Origin of the sequence: Candidatus Sodalis pierantonius str. SOPE (assembly GCF_000517405.1) — a bacterium.
Classification (GTDB): domain Bacteria; phylum Pseudomonadota; class Gammaproteobacteria; order Enterobacterales; family Enterobacteriaceae; genus Sodalis_C; species Sodalis_C pierantonii.
Genome location: NZ_CP006568.1, coordinates 1,167,690 through 1,187,882, shown reverse-complemented (window position 1 = coordinate 1,187,882; position 20,193 = coordinate 1,167,690). Strand labels below are relative to the sequence as shown.

Here is a 20,193-nt window from a genome sequence, read left to right as displayed (position 1 = left end):
ACTGTCCGGACCTCGGAGGTTTTAGTGAATCAGCATTGATACGCAGGCTCCGTCCTGGGTGACCTCACTTTCACGACCGTGTTTCAATACGTTGGCTATGAAAGAGCGGTTAATGCACCCTTTCTCCAACGCCAGCGCGCAGGCCTTCTCCAGTCGCGTCGTCTCATAGCGCCGTTGCAGATTGAGTAGTCCCAGCACGGAGCGGTAAGCCTGCTCTGGATGGGCTTTGCTCTTTTGGATGGACTCGACCACTTTCAGTGTGCACACACCCACCGACAGCGCCCAACTGCACAGCCTTTTCGGCGTCCACTGACTCTGCCCCTTATGGTTAGCCGGCATGTGCGCCGCCTGAGTCGTGTGCCTATAGGCGTTATCGCTGCGAGGGTGCGTAGCCACGCAGACGCCCTTATGGTGGATTTGCACCAGCCGTTGGGTGGCGATGACGTCAACGCGCTCGCCAACCAGCGGATGCGGCACCGAGTACCAGTTTTTGCCGTAGTCTATGTGGTAATCAGGTCCCACTCGGGCAACGAAATACTCACTGTATTCCCATTGTGTGGGCGGTAGAGGCCCAAGAGCCGGTTTGTCCAGCTGCTCGAAGCGTTCAAGGCGACTTTGTCCGCCATAATGACGCATCGGGCGCAGATTCAACTCATGATTGAGTTCTCGTATCACCTGGTTGAGTTCGGCCAGCGAGTAGAACCTACGTTTACGCAACCGGGCCAAAACCCAGCGTTCTACCAGCTGCACAGTTGATTCTGCCTTCGCCTTGTCTTTCAGTTTTCTCGGGCGCGCCGGTAGCACCACTGTCTCATAGTGATTTGCCAGCGCCTGGTAGCTCTGGTTTATGACCGGCTCATAGCGGTCAGGGGTGCTGACAGCGCTGCGCAGATTATCAGGTATCATCAGCTCCGGAACTCCACCCATGAAATGCAGGCAGCGGCTATTGGCGTTGAGCCACGATGCCATGTCCTGGCCTTCGCAGGCTTCGATATACGCATAACCTGACACGCCCATGGCAGCGACGAAGATAGCGACCTGGCGTACGCTACCGGTCGCAGGGTTGACGATAGGTACGGTGGGGCCACAGAAGTCGATGAAGAGCTTTTCGCCAGCCTTGTGCTCCATGCGCATGGAACGCCGCTGCTTCTTTTTCCAGTCACGGAACAGTGCACAAAACTGTGAGTAACCGAGGGCATCACCGCCCACGGCGGACTGATATTCCATCCAGAGCAGCTGCTTGGTCATGCCCTTGCGGCTTAACTCGGTATCGATATCAAGCCAGCTGGGTAAGGTATTGATAACTTTTCCGGATTTGCCGGGATAGAGCAGGCGGTCGAGGTCGACGGAGGACAGTTCCGCCGGCAATGGCCAGACCAGGTTAGCTACCGTGAATCGGCCGAGGATATCGTGCACGGTAGTACAGCCTATGCCGAGCGCTGCTGCGATAGTGCGATTCGAGCGACGCTGCTCGAATTTCATACGTAAGACATTAATATAGATGCACATTTCCGTTCTCGCTTTCTTCTTTTTACGTGCCATGCCATGCCCCCGGAAGCTAAAAGTCTCCAGAGTATGGCGGAACAGAAGATGAGCGATCGGACAGAATCGGAATCGCTGATCGGGCGACCGGAATCAGTGATCGGATGAAATCAGAATTAGTGATCGGGTGAAATCGGAATCAGTGATCGGATGTGACCGGAACCAGCAGCAGTGACACAGAAAAATGGATAGCGATATTTATACTCTACGGCTCTGTTTGTATCTGCATATTTCTGCATGAGTGATAATTATTTTGACGATCAATAACCAATAATTGATCGGTAAAACTTATATTTATATGTAGGAACTATATTGATGAATACACCAATCATACCATGGGTGGGAGGAAAGCGGAGGCTGGCTAAACATATTTTACCGTGCTTTCCTGCGCACAAATTCTACGTTGAACCATTCTGTGGAGGAGCTGCGCTGTTTTTCAGCAAGGATCCATCCACAGTCGAAGTGTTGAACGATATCAACGGGGATTTGATAAACCTCTATCGGGTAGTCAAGTACCATTTGGAGGAATTCGTCCACCAGTTCAAGTGGGCTTTGAGCAGCAGGCAGCTGTTTGATTGGCTGAAAGAAATACCTCCGCAAACGCTGACCGATATACAGCGAGCCGCCCGCTTTTACTGTCTTCAGCAGCTCACATTTGGTGGCAAAGTGAGCGGGCAGAACTTTGGTACTTCGGCTGTACGATCACAGTCATTGAACCTCTTAAGAATCGAAGAACAGCTATCACAGGCTCACCTGCGTTTATCCCATGCAACCATAGAGCATCTTGGGTGGCAGGCTTGTATTGAAAAATATGATAGGCCACATTCATTGTTCTATCTTGATCCACCTTACTGGAAGACTCAAGGCTATGGCGCAGCGTTTGGCCTGGAGCAATATAGCATCATTGATAGCCTTGCTCATTCAATAGCAGGAAGAATGGTGATTTCAGTTAATGATATCCCAGAAATGAGGCTCATCTTCAAAAACCTTCATATCGACGTTGTTGACCTAAAATACTCATTAGGCAAGAACCGTCATAGTAGACGCGAGTTGGTCATTCGTAATTTCGCCTGATTTCCTGTTTGCAAACAATTCTGGACTGTCCAAAATAGCCATTTTTTAGGGGTTATGGGAGTCCAGAATTGTTTGCAAATTAGTCCAGAATTGATTGCATCGCTACAAGGAAGATGCACATGCGCAAATTGGCGTTATCGTTAGTGATGATCGGCATTGCCGCCAGCCAGGCTCATGCTGAGGAATTAACGGGCACGCTGAAAAAAATCAAAGACAACGGCGTCATCGTGGTAGGCCACCGCGAATCGTCCGTTCCTTTCTCCTATTATGACAACCAGCAGAAAGTGGTGGGCTATTCGCAGGACTACTCCAACGCCATCGTTGATGCCATTAAAAAGAAAATCGACGCACCGAATCTGCAGGTGAAATATTTGCCTATCACCTCCTCCAACCGTATCCCGCTGCTGCAAAACGGCACCTATGATTTTGAATGCGGCTCCACTACCAATAACCTGGAGCGCCAGAAGCAGGTGGACTTCTCCGATACGCTGTTCATTATCGGTACCCGCCTGGCGGTGAAAAAAGGCGGCCCCATCAAAGATTTTAGCGACTTGGCCGGCAAGACCGTCGTCGTCACCGCCGGAACCACCTCTGAGGTGCTGCTCAACAAGCTTAACGATGAGAAGCAGATGAAGATGCGCATCATCAGCACCAAGGATCACGGCGACTCGTTCCGTACCCTGGAAAGCGGCCGCGCGGTGGCCTTTATGATGATGATGGATGATGCCCTGCTGGCCGGCGAACGCGCCAAATCGCGTAAACCCGATCAATGGGATATCGTCGGCACGCCGCAATCGAAAGAAGCCTACGGCTGCATGCTGCGCAAAGATGACGCGCCGTTCAAAACGCTCATGGACGACACTATCGCCCATATCCAGACCTCCGGCGAAGCGGAGAAATGGTACGACAAGTGGTTTAAACAGCCTATTCCGCCGAAGGATCTGAACATGAACTTTTCCATGTCGGACGATATGAAAGCCCTATTCAAAGCGCCTAACGATAAAGCCGTAAACTAATAACGATAATAAGGGCGGGATTGCCCGCCCTACTGATTGCTGACCAAAGGCCCGGACAGACAGACGCGCTAAGGCCGTTCCCCGAAGCGCGGCAAGAGAGGGCCATTCATCAATCTTCAGGGTAGCGCTCGTTACCCTTTTTTACCGGAGTTTTTATGTCAACAAATTGGAACTTGGGAATCTTTTTTGAAGCGGTCCCGTTCGGCAACACCACCTATTTAGGCTGGCTATGGTCGGGATTCCAGGTCACCATCGCCGTGTCGTTCTACGCCTGGATTATTGCCTTCGTAGTGGGTTCCCTGTTCGGTATCTTGCGCACCCTGCCTAATCGGTTTCTGGCGGGGATAGGCACCTGTTATGTAGAGTTGTTCCGTAATATTCCCCTGATAGTGCAGCTGTTTATCTGGTATCTGGTGGTGCCAGAGCTGCTGCCGGCGTCCATTGGCACCTGGTTTAAAGCCGAATTGGATCCCACCATTCAGTTTTTTGTCTCCTCCATGCTGTGCCTGGGGCTGTTCACCGCCGCGCGTCTGTGCGAGCAGGTACGCTCGGGCATTCAGTCGCTGTCCAAGGGGCAGCTGAACGCCGCGCTGGCGATGGGGCTCACGCTGGGGCAGGCCTATCGCTATGTCTTGCTGCCTAATGCCTATCGGATCATCGTGCCGCCGATGACTTCGGAAATGCTCAACCTGGTTAAAAACTCGTCGGTCGCCTCCACCATTGGCCTGGTGGAGATGGCGGCGCAGGCCAGCAAATTGCTGGACTATTTCGCCCACGCCTATGAATCTTTTACCGCCATTACCCTGGGCTATCTGCTCATCAACGCCGTGATTATGCTGGTTATGCATTTTGTCGAACGAAAAGTGCGCCTGCCGGGCAATAATCTGGGGAGCAAATAATGTACGAATTCGACTGGAGTTCCATACAGCCGGGCCTGCCTTATATGCTGCAGGGGATGGCCATTACGTTAAAAATTACCCTTACCGCGGTGGTAGTGGGCATTATCTGGGGCACCCTTTTGGCGGTGATGCGTCTCTCACCGGTAAAACCCATCTGTTGGTTCGCCAAAATCTACGTCAATCTTTTCCGCTCGGTGCCGCTGTTAATGGCGCTGCTGTGGTTCTATCTGGTCGTGCCGAGCCTGCTGCAAAAGGGACTGGGCCTATCGCCGCAAACCGATATCCGGCTTATTTCCGCCATGATTGCGTTTTCGCTCTTTGAGGCGGCCTATTATTCGGAAATCATCCGCGCCGGTATAGTCAGTATCGCCCGTGGGCAATCCTCCGCCGCGTTGGCGCTCGGCATGACGCACGGGCAATCCATGCAGCTGATAATTTTGCCGCAGGCCTTCCGCGCAATGGTGCCGCTGCTGCTGACACAGGGCATCGTGCTGTTTCAGGATACCTCGTTGGTTTACGTATTAAGCCTGGCCGACTTCTTCCGTACCGCCTCCTCTATCGGCGAGCGTGACGGTACGCAGGTGGAAATGGTGCTGTTTGCCGGTTTGGTTTATTTTATCATCAGCCTGAGCGCCTCCACGCTGGTGAATTATTTGAAAAAAAGGACGGTTAGATGATTTCCCTGAAAAATATTTCCAAGTGGTATGGTCACTTTCAGGTGCTGACCGACTGCACCACCGAGGTCAATAAAGGAGAAGTGGTGGTGGTATGCGGCCCTTCCGGCTCCGGTAAATCGACGTTAATCAAAACCGTCAACGGCCTTGAACCCATTCAAGAGGGGGAGATTCGCGTTAATGGCATCAGCGTCAGCGATAAACGCACCAATCTGGCACAGCTGCGCAGCAAAGTGGGGATGGTGTTCCAACACTTTGAGCTCTTTCCCCATTTGTCGATTATTGACAATTTGACGCTGGCGCAGGTCAAGGTTCTGAAACGCGAGAAAGACGCGGCGCGCGCTAAAGGCCTTGCCCTGCTGGAGCGGGTTGGCCTGGCGGCGCACTCTAATAAGTTCCCCGGTCAGCTGTCCGGTGGCCAGCAGCAGCGCGTGGCGATCGCCCGCGCGCTGTGCATGGATCCGGTGGCGATGCTGTTCGACGAACCTACCTCCGCACTGGATCCGGAGATGATAAACGAAGTATTGGATGTCATGGTGGAGCTGGCTCAGGAAGGGATGACCATGATGGTGGTCACCCATGAAATGGGCTTTGCGCGTAAAGTGGCCAACCGGGTGATTTTCATGGATGAGGGACGCATTATCGAGGACTCGCCCAAAGAAGCGTTCTTTGCCCATCCCCAATCGGACCGCGCCCGCGACTTCCTGGCGAAAATCCTGCATTAAGGCTGCCGCAGGTCGGACAGGGTGTCCATTGCCCCTGCCCGGCGGCGCTCGCCTCCCCTGCCCGGCGCACGGCAGCGCCAAAGGGCTTATACCTTGAGGGTATTTCCCCCACGCCTTAAGCGGCAGCTATCGCTGCTTGTCCCACGGCGCCGTCTCATTCTCTTGATGACGTCCCTTGTCCCACGATGCCCTCCCTGAGACTTAATGGCAGAGTGGGTCTTCGGTTGGCGTCCCTGACCGACCCCTGTTGCCGCCGAGATCGTTAATGGAAAGGTTGGCGATGGAATTCATCGAAACCGCAATCCGGGCAGAGCGGTAACGTCTCCGGGGTATAAAACGCCAGGGTATGATGACAGCGCTCGCACACCAGATTGCCCAAACCGACCACCTCGCCGCTGTGGTAAACGCCATGATGGTTAACGTCCTTAAACACCTCTTTCCACTCCAGCTGTGTCCGGTCGGTAATCTCCGCCAGCCGTTGCCACAGGCTCTCTTTAATGACCCGTAGAAAAACGCTTTCGTCATCGTGCTCACGGCTTTCATCGTAACTGCGGGCGAACTCTTCCAAATCGCGCCGCACCGCGCGGGTCACGTTTTCCACCTCAATGGGGGTAAGATCACCGCTGGCCAGCAGGCGCCGGCGGGCATCCGCCTCAAGCGCGTCGATATCCCGTTCTCCCTGTTCCAGCCGCTGGGTCAGCGAAGTAAGCAATTGATGGTAATGATGCGCGACCTTGTCCATTCTTCTCTCCTTGACCGGCGGCGCTGCCGGCATGTTGATATTATCCTCATAATGTTAGTTCAAATCTGTCTGCCCGCGGGGCGCCGAGGCCGTTTACGAAGCGGATTTGCCGCGCGCGCCGCGAATATTGTTAGAAAAACGGCCCAGCCGGGCGCTGAGTGTTGTTGCCGCTATCGCTTATCAGCTATGCTAGCCGGATCCTAGCATTATGCTTTAATACGCTCCCTGCGCGAGCGTCGCCGTATTTCACTTAAGGACCACTGGCTGCCATGCAAGAGCTTTATCGCCCGGAAGAGATAGAATCCACCGTCCAGCAACACTGGCATGAAAATAATACGTTCAAGGTCACCGAAGACCCTGGCAAGGAAAAATACTACTGCCTATCCATGCTGCCCTATCCTTCCGGCCGCCTGCATATGGGGCATGTGCGCAACTACACCATCGGCGACGTGATAGCCCGCTATCAGCGCATGCTGGGCAAAAATGTCCTCCAGCCTATCGGCTGGGACGCGTTTGGCCTGCCCGCCGAAGGGGCCGCGGTAAAAAACAATACCGCGCCGGCGCCGTGGACCTATGCCAATATCGATTATATGAAGAGCCAGCTGAAACTGTTGGGCTTCGGCTACGACTGGCATCGTGAACTCGCCACCTGCCGCCCGGAATATTACCGTTGGGAGCAGTGGTTTTTTACCCGCCTGTATGAAAAGGGCCTAGTATATAAAAAGACCTCGGTGGTCAACTGGTGCCCGCAGGACCAGACGGTGCTGGCCAACGAGCAGGTCATCGACGGCTGCTGCTGGCGCTGCGACACCAAGGTCGAGCGCAAGGAAATCCCGCAGTGGTTCGTGAAAATCACCGCATACGCCGACGAACTGCTGTACGATCTGGATAAGCTGGAGAGCTGGCCTGAGCAGGTGAAAACCATGCAGCGCAACTGGATCGACCGTTCGGAAGGGGTGGAAATCACCTTCCAGGTCGTCGACAGCGAAGAGACGCTCACGGTCTACACCACCCGCCCGGATACCTTTATGGGCGCCACCTACGTCGCGGTCGCGGCGGGTCACCCGCTTTCCCTGCAGGTGGCGGCGTCCAATCCGGCGCTGGCCGATTTCATCCAGGAATGCCGCACTACCAAAGTGGCGGAAGCGGACATGGCCACGATGGAAAAAAAGGGAATGGATACCGGCCTGCACGCGCTGCATCCGCTAACCGGCGAGACGTTGCCGGTCTGGGTGGCCAATTTCGTGCTGATGGATTACGGCACCGGCGCGGTGATGGCGGTACCGGGTCACGACCAGCGCGATTTTGAGTTTGCCCGCAAATATGACTTGCCCGTCAAGCCGGTCATCCGCACCCCCGACGGCAGCGAGCCGGATATCAGCGCTCAGGCGATGACCGACAAAGGGGTGCTGTTCAATTCCGGCGAATTCGACGGTCTGGATTTCCAGGCCGGCTTCAATGTTATTGCCGATGCGCTGGTGGCGCGCGGCGTCGGCGAGCGCAAGGTGAACTATCGCCTGCGCGACTGGGGGGTTTCCCGCCAGCGCTATTGGGGGGCGCCGATCCCGATGATGACCCTCGAAGACGGCACCGTGGTGCCGACACCGGAAGACCAACTGCCGGTCGTGCTGCCGGAAGACGTGGTAATGGACGGTATTACCAGTCCGCTGAAGGCCGATCCCGAGTGGGCCAAAACCACCTACCGCGGCCAGCCGGCGCTGCGTGAAACCGATACCTTCGATACCTTCATGGAATCCTCCTGGTATTACGCGCGCTATACTTGCCCGGATTATGACCGCGGCATGCTCGATCCCGCCTCCGCCAACTATTGGCTGCCGGTGGATCAGTACATTGGCGGTATTGAACACGCCATCATGCACTTGATGTATTTCCGTTTCTATCACAAGCTGCTGCGCGATGCCGGACTGGTCACCTCCGACGAGCCGGCCAAGCGCCTGCTGTGTCAGGGTATGGTGTTGGCCGACGCCTTCTACTACCTTCGGGACTGCGGCGAACGCATTTGGGTCTCGCCGGTGGAAGTCAGCGTGGAGCGCGATGAGAAAGGCCGCATCGTCAAAGCGACTGATGCCACGGGCCGCGAGCTGGTCTATGCCGGCATGAGCAAGATGTCGAAATCGAAAAACAACGGTATCGACCCACAAGAGATGGTGGAGAAATACGGCGCCGATACCGTGCGCCTGTTTATGATGTTCGCCTCCCCCGCGGAAATGACGCTCGAATGGCAGGAATCCGGCGTGGAAGGCGCCAATCGGTTTTTGAAACGCGTATGGAAACTGGCGTATGAGCATACGCAGCTGGGCCCGGTGGGTACGCTGGATATCGCCGCCTTGAACGACGAGCAAAAAGCGCTGCGTCGCGAAGTGCACAAAACTATTGCCAAGGTCACCGACGATATCGGCCGCCGCCAGACGTTCAACACCGCCATCGCCGCCATTATGGAACTGATGAACAAGCTGGCGCGCGCGCCGCAGCAGACCGAGCAGGATCGCGCGCTGCTGCAGAAGGCCCTGGTGACGGTGGTGCGGATGCTTTATCCGTTCACTCCCCATGCCTGCTTCACGCTTTGGCGGGCGCTGGGGGGCGAAGGGGATATCGATAACGCCCCGTGGCCTGTCGCTGACGACGCCGCTATGGTGGAAGATGCCAAACTGGTGGTTATTCAGGTCAACGGCAAGCTGCGCGGCAGAATTACCGTGCCCGCAGACGCAGACGAAGCCTTGGTACGTGAGCGCGCCTCTCAGGAACATCTGGTGGCGAAACATCTGGAAGGGACCACGGTACGCAAGGTAATTTATGTACCGGGTAAACTGCTTAACCTGGTCGTGGGTTAACAGAAGGAGACGTTGTGCGATATCGGACTTTAGCACTGATACTGGGCTTGGCGGTGATGACCACCGCCGGCTGTGGTTATCACCTGCGCGGTACCACCGCCCAGGTGCCGACCGAAATGAAAACCATGACATTGAACAGTTATGATCCTTACGGCCCGCTGGCCCGTGCCGTGCGCGCTGAACTGCGCCTGAACGATGTGACACTGCTTGACGACGCCAAGGACAAAAACGCAACGCTGCCGTCGCTTAGGATTGTCAATTCGTCGGAAAGTCAGGTGACCGCGTCGGTATTCCAGGACGGGAAAACCGCCGAATATCAAATGACGCTAAGCGTACAGGCACAGGTGTTGATGCCCGGCAAAGATTACTACCCCATCGATGTGAAAGTTTATCGTTCGTTCTTTGACAACCCGCTGACGGCGCTGGCGAAAGATGCCGAAGGGGACATCATCCGTCAAGAATTGCGTCAGCAGGCGGCGCAGCAGCTGGTGCGTAAACTGCTGACGGTGCATGCCGCCGAGGAGGCGGATAATGCGCTGGACGCGAAATTGAAACAGCAGCAACCGCGGCCGACGGCGGCGCCGGCGTCCTGATGAACCAGCGCTCTGTGTCTCGGCGGGCGGCACTATGATCCGGCTGTATGCCGAGCAGTTGGGCGCGCAGTTGCAAGAGTCGCTGCGCCCCTGTTACTTGCTGTTCGGCAACGATCCGCTGCTGCTACAGGAAAGCCAGGATGGTATTCGCGATCGGGCCCAGGAGCAGCAGTTCGACGAACATTTCAGCGTCACGCTGGACGCCGGCACCGACTGGGACGCGATCTTCAGCCTGTGCCAGGCGCGCAGCCTGTTCGCCAGCCGCCAGACGCTGCTGCTTGTCCTGCCGGACGGTGGCGTTCAGGCCGCCATGGGGGAAAAGCTGCTTCAGCTGGCGTCGCTGCTCCATGAGGATCTGCTGCTGATCCTGCGCGGCAGCAAGCTGACCCGCGCCTTGGGGAACACCGCCTGGTTTAAAGCGCTTAGCCCACGGGCGGTGCTGGTGAGCTGCACCACGCCGGAGCAGGGGCAATTGCCGCGCTGGGTGGCGAAGCGCGCCAAAAGCATGAAGCTGCCGCTGGATAACGCCGCCTGCCAACTGCTATGCTATTGCTATGAGGGCAATCTGCTGGCGCTGGCCCAGGCGCTGGAGCGACTGTCGCTGATCTACCCGGACGGCAGTCTGACGCTGCCGCGGGTCGATGCGGCGGTAAACGACGCCGCGCATTTTACCCCGTTTCACTGGGTCGACGCCGCGCTGGCGGGTAAGAGCAAACGCGCCGCGCACATTCTGCGTCAGCTGCGGCTGGAAGCCGCGGAGCCCATGATCCTGCTGCGCAGCATTCAGCGCGAAGTTCTGCAATTGCTGACGCTTAAACGGCAAATGGCCGCCGCGCCGATGCGCACGCTCTTCGACCGCCATAAAGTGTGGCAGAACCGCCGGCCGCTGCTTACACAGGCGTTAGGGCGGCTTACCCTGCCTCAGCTGCGGGACGCGGTGGCGTTAATGACCCACATTGAATTGGCGCTTAAGCAGGATTATGGCTATCCCGTATGGTCTGATCTGAACGCGTTGGCGCTGCTCTTGTGCGGCAAAACGCTGCCCGCGGCGATGCTTGATGGCTGACCGCGTTCTGAGGGCCTTTTACGGCGGCACCTTTGACCCTATCCACTACGGGCATCTGCGGCCCATTATTGCACTGGCGCGCCTTGTCAACCTGCAGCAAGTGATCCTCCTACCGAACAATGTCCCGCCGCACCGGCCGCAGCCGGTGGCGTCAGCGCAGCAGCGGTTGGCGATGGCACGCCTGGCGATCGCCGAGGTACCGGACGCGCTGTTCACCCTTGATGATCGTGAACTTCGCCGCCCAACCCCCTCCTGGACGGTCGATACCTTTGAAGAACTGCGCCGCGAATATGGTCCCGACGCGCCGCTGGGCTTCATAATCGGCCAGGATTCGCTGCTCACCCTGCCGCAATGGCACCGCTGCCTGGCGCTGCCGGACCTTTGCCATCTGCTGGTGTGCGCCCGTCCCGGCTATGGCGACGGGCTGGACGGCGAGAGCGACAACCGCTGGCTCACCCGTCGGCTAACCCGGGATCCGCAGGCGCTGCATCGGCAGCCGGCGGGGCTTATCTATTGCGCGGACACGCCGCAACTTGCCATTTCCGCCAGCGACATCCGGGCACGTTACCGGGAAGGCCGCACCTGCGATGGCCTACTCCCCCCCGCGGTGCAAGGTTATATTGACGAACAGGGCTTATACCGTTAGTGTGCGCGCCATGCTATGCTATGCGCCTTATCTTCGCCCGCCGGCCAGGCCGGCGCTGTGATGCCAAGTTCATTCCGCGGTCAACCGGCGCCTGGCAGCTATCCCATTGACTATTGCGCCACCCGTTTCCCGCGTGGCGCGCGCGAAGCATACCGGAGGGGGAACCTTTGCTAGATACCATGCTCAAAGATTTTGTTGTTGACAAGATAGACGATTTGAAAGGGCAAGACATTATTACCCTCGACGTGCGCGGCAAGTCGAGCATTACGGATTGCATGGTTATCTGCACCGGGACATCCAGCCGCCACGTCATGTCCATCGCCGATCATGTGGTGCAGGCGTCGCGCGCAGCCGGCCTGATGCCGCTGGGCGTGGAGGGGGAAAATGCCGCCGACTGGATCGTCGTCGATCTAGGCAACGTGATTGTGCATGTGATGCAGGAAGAAAGTCGCCGCCTGTACGAGCTGGAAAAACTCTGGAGCTGAGGTTTGAAACTGCAGCTTATCGCCGTCGGGACCAAAATGCCGGGTTGGGTGCACACCGGGTTTACCGACTATCTCAAGAGTTTTCCCAAAGAGCTGCCCTTCGAGCTGACGGAAATTGCGGCCGGTAAGCGCGGCAAGAATGCGGATACCGCGCGCATTCTGGAAAAGGAAGGGGAACTGATGCTGGCCGCGGTAGCGAAAGGAAATCGGATCGTCACGCTGGATATCCCCGGCGCACGCTGGGAGACGCCGCAGCTGGCGCAGCAGCTTGAACGCTGGAAGCATGACGGGCGCGACGTCAGTCTCCTTGTCGGCGGGCCCGAAGGGCTGGCCCCCGCCTGCAAGGCAGCCGCCGAGCAAAGCTGGTCGCTGTCCCCGTTAACTTTGCCGCATCCGCTGGTGCGGGTGCTGGTCGCGGAGAGCCTGTATCGTGCGTGGAGCATTACTACCAATCACCCTTATCACCGCGAGTGAAGCGGTGAAGATGGTTAACGTGAAATAATTCCGCTGAATGAAAATAGAACGTAACCCCTTCCGCGACTATTCAGCCGAGTCGGCGCTGTTCGTGCGCCGCGCCCTGATAGCGTTCGCCGGCATATTGCTGCTGACCGGCATACTTATCGTCAATCTGTACCATTTGCAAATTGTCCGCTTCGAGGATTACCGCACCCGCTCCAATGAAAACCGCATCAAACTGGTTCCCATCGCGCCCAGCCGCGGCATCATCTACGACCGCAACGGGACCCCGCTGGCGCTGAATCGCACCATCTATCAGTTGGAGCTGGTGCCGGAAAAGGTGGACGATTTAGCCCAAACCATCGCCGCCCTGCGCCCGATTGTCGATTTAACCGATGACGATATTGCCAATTTTGAAAAAGAGCGTAAACGTTCCCGCCGCTTTACCTCGCTACCGCTTAAAGTGGGTTTGACCAATGTGCAGCAGGCCCGTTTCGCCGTTAACCAGTACCGTTTTCCCGGCGTCGAAGTCAAGGGCTACCAGCGCCGCTACTATCCCTATGGCTCCGCGCTTACCCACGTTATCGGTTATGTGTCGAAAATCAATGACCGCGACGTGGAACGCCTGGATAAAGAGGGCATCTTGCCAAACTATGCCGCCACCCACGATATCGGTAAGTTGGGTATCGAACGTTACTATGAAAGTACGCTGCACGGTAAAACCGGTTACGAAGAAGTCGAGGTCAATAACCGCGGCCGGGTGATCCGCCAGTTGCACGAGCAGCCGCCGCAGGCGGGTAAGGATATTACCCTGACGCTGGATCTCAGCCTGCAACAATATATTGAGAAACTGCTGGCCGGCAGCCGCGCCGCGGTGGTGGTGGTCGATCCCCGCGACGGCGGCATCCGCGCGCTGGTGTCCAACCCCAGCTACGACCCGAACCTGTTTGTCGACGGTATTTCCAGCAAGGATTACCACGCGCTGCTGGAAGACGAAAACCGCCCGCTTATCAATCGCGCCACCCAGGGGGTGTACCCGCCCGCCTCTACCGTAAAACCCTATATCTCGGTTTCGGCGCTCACCCTGGGTGTTATCAATAAAAATTTCTCGCTGTTTGATCCGGGCTGGTGGCAATTGCCCGGTTCGGAAAAACGTTACCGCGACTGGAAGCGCTGGGGACACGGGCGGTTGAACGTCACCCGGGCGCTGGAGGAGTCGGCGGATACCTTCTTTTATCAGGTGGCCTATGATATGGGCATCGACAGGCTTTCCGAATGGATGACCAAATTTGGCTACGGCCAGTATACCGGCATCGATTTGTCCGAGGAGCGCGCCGGCGTGATGCCGACCCGCGATTGGAAAATCGCGCGGTTCAAAAAACCCTGGTATCAAGGTGACACCATCCCCGTTGGCATCGGCCAGGGCTATTGGATCGCCACGCCGGTGCAAATGTCTAAAGCGTTAATGACGTTAATTAATGACGGCGCGGTACGCACGCCGCATCTGCTCTACGGTACGCGGGAAAACGGCCGCCAGGTCCCCTATCGACAACCGGAACATGAGCAAATCGGCGATCCTCATTCCGGTTATTGGGAGATCGCCAAAGACGGTATGTATGGCGTCGCCAACCGGCCGAACGGTACGGCGCGCAAAAGTTTTGCCGACGCCCCTTACAAGGCGGCGGCCAAATCCGGTACCGCCCAGGTGTATGGCCTGAAGGCCAACGAAGCCTACAATGCGCACAAAATCGCCGAACGTTTGCGTGATCATAAGCTGATGACTGCTTTTGCCCCCTATGACAAGCCAACGGTGGGGGTGGTGGTGATACTGGAAAACGGCGGCGTCGGCCCGGCAGTGGGCACCATCACCCGCCAGATTTTGGATCATATCCTCCTGGGCGATAACACCACGGACTTACCGGCGGAGCCGCCCGCCCCGCCCGGCAGTGAGAGTGATTAACCGATCATGACTGATAATCCGCAACAAACCTCCCTGTGGAACAAGCTGCACATTGACGTAATGCTGCTGTTTTTCGTCACTCTGCTGCTGGTCTACAGCGCCCTGGTGGTGTGGAGCGCCAGCGGCCAAGATGTGGGCATGATGGAACGTAAGATTGCCCAGATTGTTATGGGCCTGCTGGTGATGCTGGTGATGGCGCAGGTGCCGCCCCGCGTCTATGAGGCCTGGGCGCCCTATCTGTATATTTTCTGTGTGTTTCTGCTGGTGCTGGTGGATGCCTTCGGGCAAATCAGTAAAGGCGCGCAGCGCTGGCTGGATCTGGGTTTTATCCGCTTTCAACCGTCGGAAATCGCCAAAATCGCCGTACCGCTCATGGTTGCGCGCTTTATCAACCGCGACAGCTGCCCGCCGTCGCTGAAAAATACCGCTATCGCGCTGGTGCTAATTTTCGTGCCCACGCTGCTGGTGGCGGCGCAGCCCGATCTGGGCACCGCCATCCTTATCGCCGCGTCGGGCCTGTTCGTGCTGTTTTTGTCCGGGTTGAGCTGGAAACTGATCGCCGTGGCGGCGCTGCTGGTGGCGGCGTTTATCCCCGTGCTGTGGTTCTTTTTGATGCATGATTACCAGCGCGACCGGGTCATGATGCTGCTGGATCCTGAAACCGACCCCCTCGGCGCCGGCTACCATATCATCCAGTCGAAAATCGCCATCGGCTCCGGTGGCCTGTCCGGCAAAGGCTGGCTGCACGGCACCCAGTCGCAGCTGGAGTTCTTGCCCGAGCGCCACACCGACTTTATTTTCGCGGTGCTGGGGGAGGAGCTGGGACTTATCGGCGTCCTGGTGCTGCTGGCCCTTTACCTGGGGGTCATCATGCGCGGTCTGGTCATCGCGGCGCGGGCGCAGAACACTTTCGGGCGGGTCATGGCCGGCGGTTTAATGCTGATTTTGTTCGTTTATGTGTTCGTGAATATCGGTATGGTTAGTGGTATCTTACCGGTGGTTGGCGTGCCGCTGCCGCTGGTGAGCTACGGCGGCTCGGCGCTGATCGTGCTAATGGCGGGGTTTGGTATCGTCATGTCGATACATACGCATCGAAAAATGTTGTCTAAAAGTTTATAGAGGTGAGCAATGCGAAAGCTTTGGTGTGTTATCGGCATGATGGGATTAGCGCTCAGCGCCTGTACCACCCAGCAGGAGACCCAACCCTCGGCGCCGGCCTAGCCGGCCTACACCGGGCCCGTTGTTGAAATCAGCGGCGCTGAACCACGTTATGAGCCTTATAATCCGGACAACATGCAGGATTACGAGGCCAATGGCAAGCGCTACAGCATCGTTAAAAACCCGCTAAATTTTAGCCAAACGGGCCTTGCCGCCTGGTACGACAGCGAAAGCAGCGGCAATTCCCGCACCGCCAGCGGCAAGCCATTCGACGCCTACGCGCTGGCTGCCGCCCATCCGACGCTACCGCTGCCCAGCTACGTGCGGGTGACCAACCTGAGCAACGGCCGCCAACTGGTGGTGCGCGTTAACGACCGCGGCCCTTACACGCCGGGACGCATCATCGATCTGACCCGCGCCGCCGCCAATTGGCAAAAAAACCTCAGTAATCGCTTCAGCGTGCCGGGTAGAGTCTCGGCCAACGGCAATTTATTCCGCGTGCAATTAGGCCCGTTCCAGAGTCGTCAGCAGGCGCTGGCGCTGGTGCAGCGATTGCAAAGCGAAGCCCAGCAACAGGCCTTTATCACGGCGCAATAGCCGCCGCGATCGATAATGCCACAACCGACGCCGCCTGACCGTTCCCGACCACCGTCTACCGCTTCCGACCGGCGCCGTCTGCCTGTTCCCGGCCAGCGCGATCTGACCGGGCCGCCGGCCGTTTGTCAATAAGTCGATGCACCGTGTAAACCCCTGAAACAAAATTATTTGCCTCAGCCGCACGCGGTGCCGTTTTGCCTGATGCCGCCATTTTTGACATCTGGTATAGTGTGGCACGATTTTAACTTACCCCCACGGATGCCGTTATCCTGACATGAAGAATGTAACTACACCCCGCTTATTCAGTCGGTTAGCCTTGAGTACCGTTTTGGTCATGGGCGTTGTTTCCGCAAGCTTTGCCGACGATGTCAATCTGAAGACCATGATTCCGGGCGTGCCGCAAATCGACGCCGAATCCTACATCCTCATCGATTACAATTCCGGTAAAGTGCTGGCGGAGATGAATGCTGACGCGCGCCGCGACCCCGCCAGCCTGACCAAAATGATGACCAGTTATGTCATCGGCCAAGCCATCAAAGCCGGCAAAATTACCCCGAATGATGTGGTTACGGTAAACAAAGACGCCTGGGCCACCGGCAATCCCGTGTTCAAAGGCTCCTCGCTGATGTTCCTGAAACCGGGCGATCGGGTACCGGTGTCGCAGCTCAACCGCGGCATTATTCTCCAGTCGGGCAATGACGCCTGCGTAGCGATGGCGGACTACGTCGCCGGCAGTCAGGATGCGTTCGTGGGGCTGATGAATAATTATGTCAGCGCGCTGGGGCTGCAAAATACCCATTTTGAAACCGTCCACGGTCTGGATGCGCCCGGACAGTTCAGCTCCGCCCGGGATATGGCCATGATCGGTAAAGCGCTGATCCACGACGTGCCGGACGAATACGCCACCTATAAAGAAAAAGAATTTACCTTTAACAACATTCGTCAGATGAACCGCAACGGCCTGCTGTGGGACAGCAATCTGAACGTCGACGGCATCAAAACCGGCCATACCGAATCCGCGGGTTACAATTTGGTCGCCTCGGCGACCGAAGGCCAGATGCGCCTTATTTCCGCGGTACTCGGCGGACATTCCATGAAAGGCCGTGAAAACGAAAGCCGCAAGCTGCTGACCTGGGGTTTTCGCTTTTTTGAAACCGTGGCGCCGCTGAAGGCCGGCAAAGAATTCGCCGCCGAGCCGGTGTGGTTTGGCGATAGCGACAGCGTGAAGCTGGGGGTGGACAGCGATGCGTATCTGACTATCCCGCGCGGCCGGATGAAGGATCTCAAAGCCAGCTATGTGCTGGATAATCAGGAATTACACGCGCCGCTGGCGAAAAATCAGCGCGTCGGTACCATCAATTTCCAACTGGACGGTAAAACCATCGAACAACGCCCGCTAGTGGTGCTTAATGAAGTGAAAGAAGGCAATTTCTTCAGCCGCATGGTCGATTATGTCAAGTTCATGTTCCACCATTGGTTCGGTTAATCCGTTCATCCCTTGTCAGGGACGGATCCGCGCCCCTATAATAACCCTATTCCATCTGCCCCCGCAGCGGCGGGAGCGCCGGCGCCTGCCGCCGCTGCGGTATATCCATGCCGGTCACCGGGAGTCCTTATGAAAACCAAACTGAATGAATTGCTCGAATTCCCCTGCCCGTTTACCTATAAAGTGATGGGTAGCGCCCAGCCGGAATTGGTGGATCAGGTGGTGGAAGTGGTGCAGCGCCACGCGCCGGGCGACTATTCGCCGCAGGTTAAACCCAGCAGCAAAGGCAATTACCACTCCGTTTCCATTACCATTACCGCCACCCATATCGAACAGGTAGAAACGCTGTACGAAGAGCTGGGTAAAATAGACATCGTACGTATGGTGCTGTAAGCCGGGGGATCATCGTGTCAGAGAACCTGGTTATCCGCCAGTTGGGTCTGCAGCCTTATGAGCGGGTGTCGCGGGCGATGCACCGCTTCACCGATGAGCGCAACGCCGCCAGCTCCGATGAGATCTGGCTGGTGCAGCATCCGCAGGTCTTTACCCAAGGCCAGGCCGGTAAGGCTGAGCATCTGTTGCAGCCGGGCGCTATCCCGGTCATCCAAAGCGATCGCGGGGGTCAGGTGACCTTCCACGGTCCAGGACAACAGGTGATGTATGTCCTTCTGGACCTGCGCCGCCGCCGGCTTGGGGTGCGCGATCTGGTTACCCTGCTGGAGCAAACGGTCATCGCCACCCTGGCGTGCTTCGCTATTTCCGCCCACGCCCACGCCGACGCGCCGGGCGTCTACGTCGGCGCCGATAAAATCTGTTCGCTCGGTTTACGTATCCGCAAAGGCTGCTCCTTCCACGGACTCGCGTTGAACGTGGCCATGGATCTCTCGCCTTTTCTGCGTATCAACCCCTGCGGCTATGCCGGTCTACGCATGACACAGGTGAGCGATCTGTCCCCCGGCACCGGCATGAACGATGTGGCGCCGGTGCTCCTCGCAGAATGCCTGCGGCTGTTGGACGCTACGGCCGGCGAAATACAGGGGTGGGATGCGGCGCACTACGGCGCTTGAACCGCGGCGCGATGTCCTGCAGAAGCGCATTGGCCCATCAGGCCACGTTTTGCATTCACCCGATGTGAACAACATGTTATAATTTTTAAAATTTTTTTGATACTCGTTTAATATTCACGTAACAGACTGATTTACCTACTCTTCAGGCTGTCGACTTCGGGACTGAACCTGCACCATTATGAGTAAACCGATACAGATGGAACGCGGCGTTAAATACCGTGACGCTGACAAAATGGCGTTAATTCCCATCAAAACCGTCGCGGTGGAACGTCAGGAAATCTTGCGCAAGCCCTCCTGGATGAAAATTAAACTGCCCGCCGACTCGAGTCGCATTCAGGGCATCAAGGCCGCGATGCGTAAAAACGGCCTGCACTCGGTGTGCGAGGAAGCGTCCTGCCCGAACCTGGCGGAGTGTTTCAACCACGGCACCGCGACTTTTATGATCCTGGGAGCTATCTGTACCCGGCGTTGCCCATTCTGCGATGTTGCGCACGGCCGCCCCGTCACCCCGGATGCCAACGAGCCGGAAAAACTGGCGCAAACCATCGCCGATATGGGGCTGCGCTACGTGGTGGTAACTTCCGTCGATCGTGACGATCTGCGCGACGGCGGCGCCCAGCATTTTGCCGATTGTATTAGCGCCATCCGCGCCAAAAATCCCAGCATCCGCATCGAGACGCTGGTGCCCGACTTCCGCGGCCGTATGGATCGCGCGCTGGATATCATCAATGCCGCGCCGCCCGATGTTTTTAACCACAATCTGGAAAACGTGCCGCGTCTGTATCGCCAGGTGCGCCCCGGCGCCGACTATCACTGGTCGCTCAAGCTGCTGGAGAATTTCAAGGCCGCGAACCCGCATCTGCCGACCAAATCTGGCCTGATGGTCGGACTGGGTGAAACCAACGCTGAAATTATTGAGGTGATGCGCGATCTACGCCGTCACGGTGTCACGATGCTTACGCTCGGCCAATATTCGCAGCCCAGCCGCCATCATTTGCCGGTTAAACGCTATGTAAGCCCGCAGGAATTTGACGAGATAAAACAAGAAGCGCTGGCGATGGGCTTTACCCATGCCGCCTGCGGGCCCTTCGTGCGCTCGTCCTACCACGCGGATTTGCAGGCCAAAGGCATCGAAGTCAAATAAAACGCCGGCGC

Annotated in this window: 19 protein-coding genes and 1 pseudogene; 18 read left to right on the top strand and 2 right to left on the bottom strand. The window is 57.1% G+C overall.

The annotated features are described in order from the left end of the window. Nucleotides 1–21: 21 nt before the first annotated feature. Nucleotides 22–1,542: an IS21 family transposase gene (gene istA, locus SOPEG_RS06155; RefSeq protein ID WP_081742942.1), complete on the bottom strand. Its 1,521-nt coding sequence runs from the start codon at nucleotides 1,540–1,542 to the stop codon at nucleotides 22–24. 315 nt (nucleotides 1,543–1,857) lie between these two features. Here istA and SOPEG_RS06150 point away from each other — a divergent pair, with 315 nt between their 5' ends. The 5 genes from SOPEG_RS06150 (at nucleotide 1,858) to SOPEG_RS06130 (ending at nucleotide 5,930) form a co-directional block, all read left to right on the top strand. After that, nucleotides 1,858–2,616, top strand: coding sequence for a DNA adenine methylase (locus SOPEG_RS06150; protein WP_038468165.1), 759 nt, complete (start codon nucleotides 1,858–1,860; stop codon nucleotides 2,614–2,616). Between the two features lie 113 nt (nucleotides 2,617–2,729). Beyond that, on the top strand, nucleotides 2,730–3,632 hold the full coding sequence (locus SOPEG_RS06145) for an amino acid ABC transporter substrate-binding protein (protein WP_025244683.1): 903 nt from the start codon (nucleotides 2,730–2,732) through the stop codon (nucleotides 3,630–3,632). Nucleotides 3,633–3,787: 155 nt separating this feature from the next. Further along, the gene (locus SOPEG_RS06140; RefSeq protein ID WP_025244682.1) at nucleotides 3,788–4,531 is read left to right on the top strand and encodes an amino acid ABC transporter permease; all 744 of its coding nucleotides are present in this window, start codon (nucleotides 3,788–3,790) and stop codon (nucleotides 4,529–4,531) included. Then, nucleotides 4,531–5,208, top strand: a complete 678-nt coding sequence (gltK, locus tag SOPEG_RS06135) for a glutamate/aspartate ABC transporter permease GltK (RefSeq protein WP_025244681.1) — start codon at nucleotides 4,531–4,533, stop codon at nucleotides 5,206–5,208. The genes SOPEG_RS06140 and gltK overlap by 1 nt, the downstream gene beginning before the upstream one ends. Further along, nucleotides 5,205–5,930 carry an amino acid ABC transporter ATP-binding protein gene (locus SOPEG_RS06130; protein ID WP_025244680.1) on the top strand — a complete coding sequence of 242 codons (726 nt, stop codon included), beginning with the start codon at nucleotides 5,205–5,207 and terminating at the stop codon, nucleotides 5,928–5,930. The genes gltK and SOPEG_RS06130 overlap by 4 nt, the downstream gene beginning before the upstream one ends. Nucleotides 5,931–6,192: 262 nt before the next feature. On the opposite strand, the gene SOPEG_RS06125 is transcribed toward SOPEG_RS06130, so the two are convergent. Further along, the gene (locus tag SOPEG_RS06125) at nucleotides 6,193–6,672 is read right to left on the bottom strand and encodes a zinc ribbon-containing protein (RefSeq protein ID WP_025244679.1); all 480 of its coding nucleotides are present in this window, start codon (nucleotides 6,670–6,672) and stop codon (nucleotides 6,193–6,195) included. A gap of 269 nt (nucleotides 6,673–6,941) precedes the next feature. Here SOPEG_RS06125 and leuS point away from each other — a divergent pair, with 269 nt between their 5' ends. From leuS to lipA, 13 genes and pseudogenes are all read left to right on the top strand, one after another. After that, nucleotides 6,942–9,524, top strand: coding sequence for a leucine--tRNA ligase (gene leuS, locus SOPEG_RS06120; protein WP_025244678.1), 2,583 nt, complete (start codon nucleotides 6,942–6,944; stop codon nucleotides 9,522–9,524). Nucleotides 9,525–9,538: 14 nt separating this feature from the next. Continuing rightward, the gene (lptE, locus tag SOPEG_RS06115) at nucleotides 9,539–10,117 is read left to right on the top strand and encodes an LPS assembly lipoprotein LptE (protein ID WP_025244677.1); all 579 of its coding nucleotides are present in this window, start codon (nucleotides 9,539–9,541) and stop codon (nucleotides 10,115–10,117) included. Between the two features lie 34 nt (nucleotides 10,118–10,151). Continuing rightward, nucleotides 10,152–11,183: a DNA polymerase III subunit delta gene (holA, locus tag SOPEG_RS06110; RefSeq protein ID WP_025244676.1), complete on the top strand. Its 1,032-nt coding sequence runs from the start codon at nucleotides 10,152–10,154 to the stop codon at nucleotides 11,181–11,183. Continuing rightward, nucleotides 11,176–11,829: a nicotinate-nucleotide adenylyltransferase gene (nadD, locus tag SOPEG_RS06105; protein WP_025244675.1), complete on the top strand. Its 654-nt coding sequence runs from the start codon at nucleotides 11,176–11,178 to the stop codon at nucleotides 11,827–11,829. Before holA ends, nadD begins: the two co-directional genes overlap by 8 nt. Nucleotides 11,830–12,008: 179 nt before the next feature. Beyond that, nucleotides 12,009–12,314, top strand: coding sequence for a ribosome silencing factor (gene rsfS, locus SOPEG_RS06100; protein WP_038468341.1), 306 nt, complete (start codon nucleotides 12,009–12,011; stop codon nucleotides 12,312–12,314). 3 nt (nucleotides 12,315–12,317) lie between these two features. Then, nucleotides 12,318–12,788, top strand: a complete 471-nt coding sequence (gene rlmH / locus SOPEG_RS06095; RefSeq protein WP_025244673.1) for a 23S rRNA (pseudouridine(1915)-N(3))-methyltransferase RlmH — start codon at nucleotides 12,318–12,320, stop codon at nucleotides 12,786–12,788. A 37-nt stretch (nucleotides 12,789–12,825) separates the two neighbouring features. Further along, nucleotides 12,826–14,730, top strand: a complete 1,905-nt coding sequence (gene mrdA / locus SOPEG_RS06090) for a peptidoglycan DD-transpeptidase MrdA (protein ID WP_025244672.1) — start codon at nucleotides 12,826–12,828, stop codon at nucleotides 14,728–14,730. Nucleotides 14,731–14,736: 6 nt separating this feature from the next. Next, a complete protein-coding gene (mrdB, locus tag SOPEG_RS06085; RefSeq protein WP_025244671.1) occupies nucleotides 14,737–15,849 on the top strand; it encodes a peptidoglycan glycosyltransferase MrdB in 1,113 nt (370 codons plus the stop codon). Nucleotides 15,850–15,858: 9 nt separating this feature from the next. After that, a pseudogene (gene rlpA, locus SOPEG_RS06080) lies at nucleotides 15,859–16,485 on the top strand (endolytic peptidoglycan transglycosylase RlpA). Nucleotides 16,486–16,759: 274 nt separating this feature from the next. Beyond that, entirely contained in the window at nucleotides 16,760–17,971 is a 1,212-nt protein-coding gene (gene dacA, locus SOPEG_RS06075) for a D-alanyl-D-alanine carboxypeptidase DacA (protein WP_025244669.1), read from the top strand. Between the two features lie 129 nt (nucleotides 17,972–18,100). Beyond that, nucleotides 18,101–18,364: a DUF493 family protein YbeD gene (gene ybeD / locus SOPEG_RS06070; RefSeq protein ID WP_025244668.1), complete on the top strand. Its 264-nt coding sequence runs from the start codon at nucleotides 18,101–18,103 to the stop codon at nucleotides 18,362–18,364. Between the two features lie 14 nt (nucleotides 18,365–18,378). Then, nucleotides 18,379–19,038: a lipoyl(octanoyl) transferase LipB gene (lipB, locus tag SOPEG_RS06065; RefSeq protein WP_025244667.1), complete on the top strand. Its 660-nt coding sequence runs from the start codon at nucleotides 18,379–18,381 to the stop codon at nucleotides 19,036–19,038. 178 nt (nucleotides 19,039–19,216) lie between these two features. Continuing rightward, nucleotides 19,217–20,182, top strand: a complete 966-nt coding sequence (lipA, locus tag SOPEG_RS06060) for a lipoyl synthase (protein ID WP_025244666.1) — start codon at nucleotides 19,217–19,219, stop codon at nucleotides 20,180–20,182. The last annotated feature ends 11 nt before the right edge of the window (nucleotides 20,183–20,193 follow it).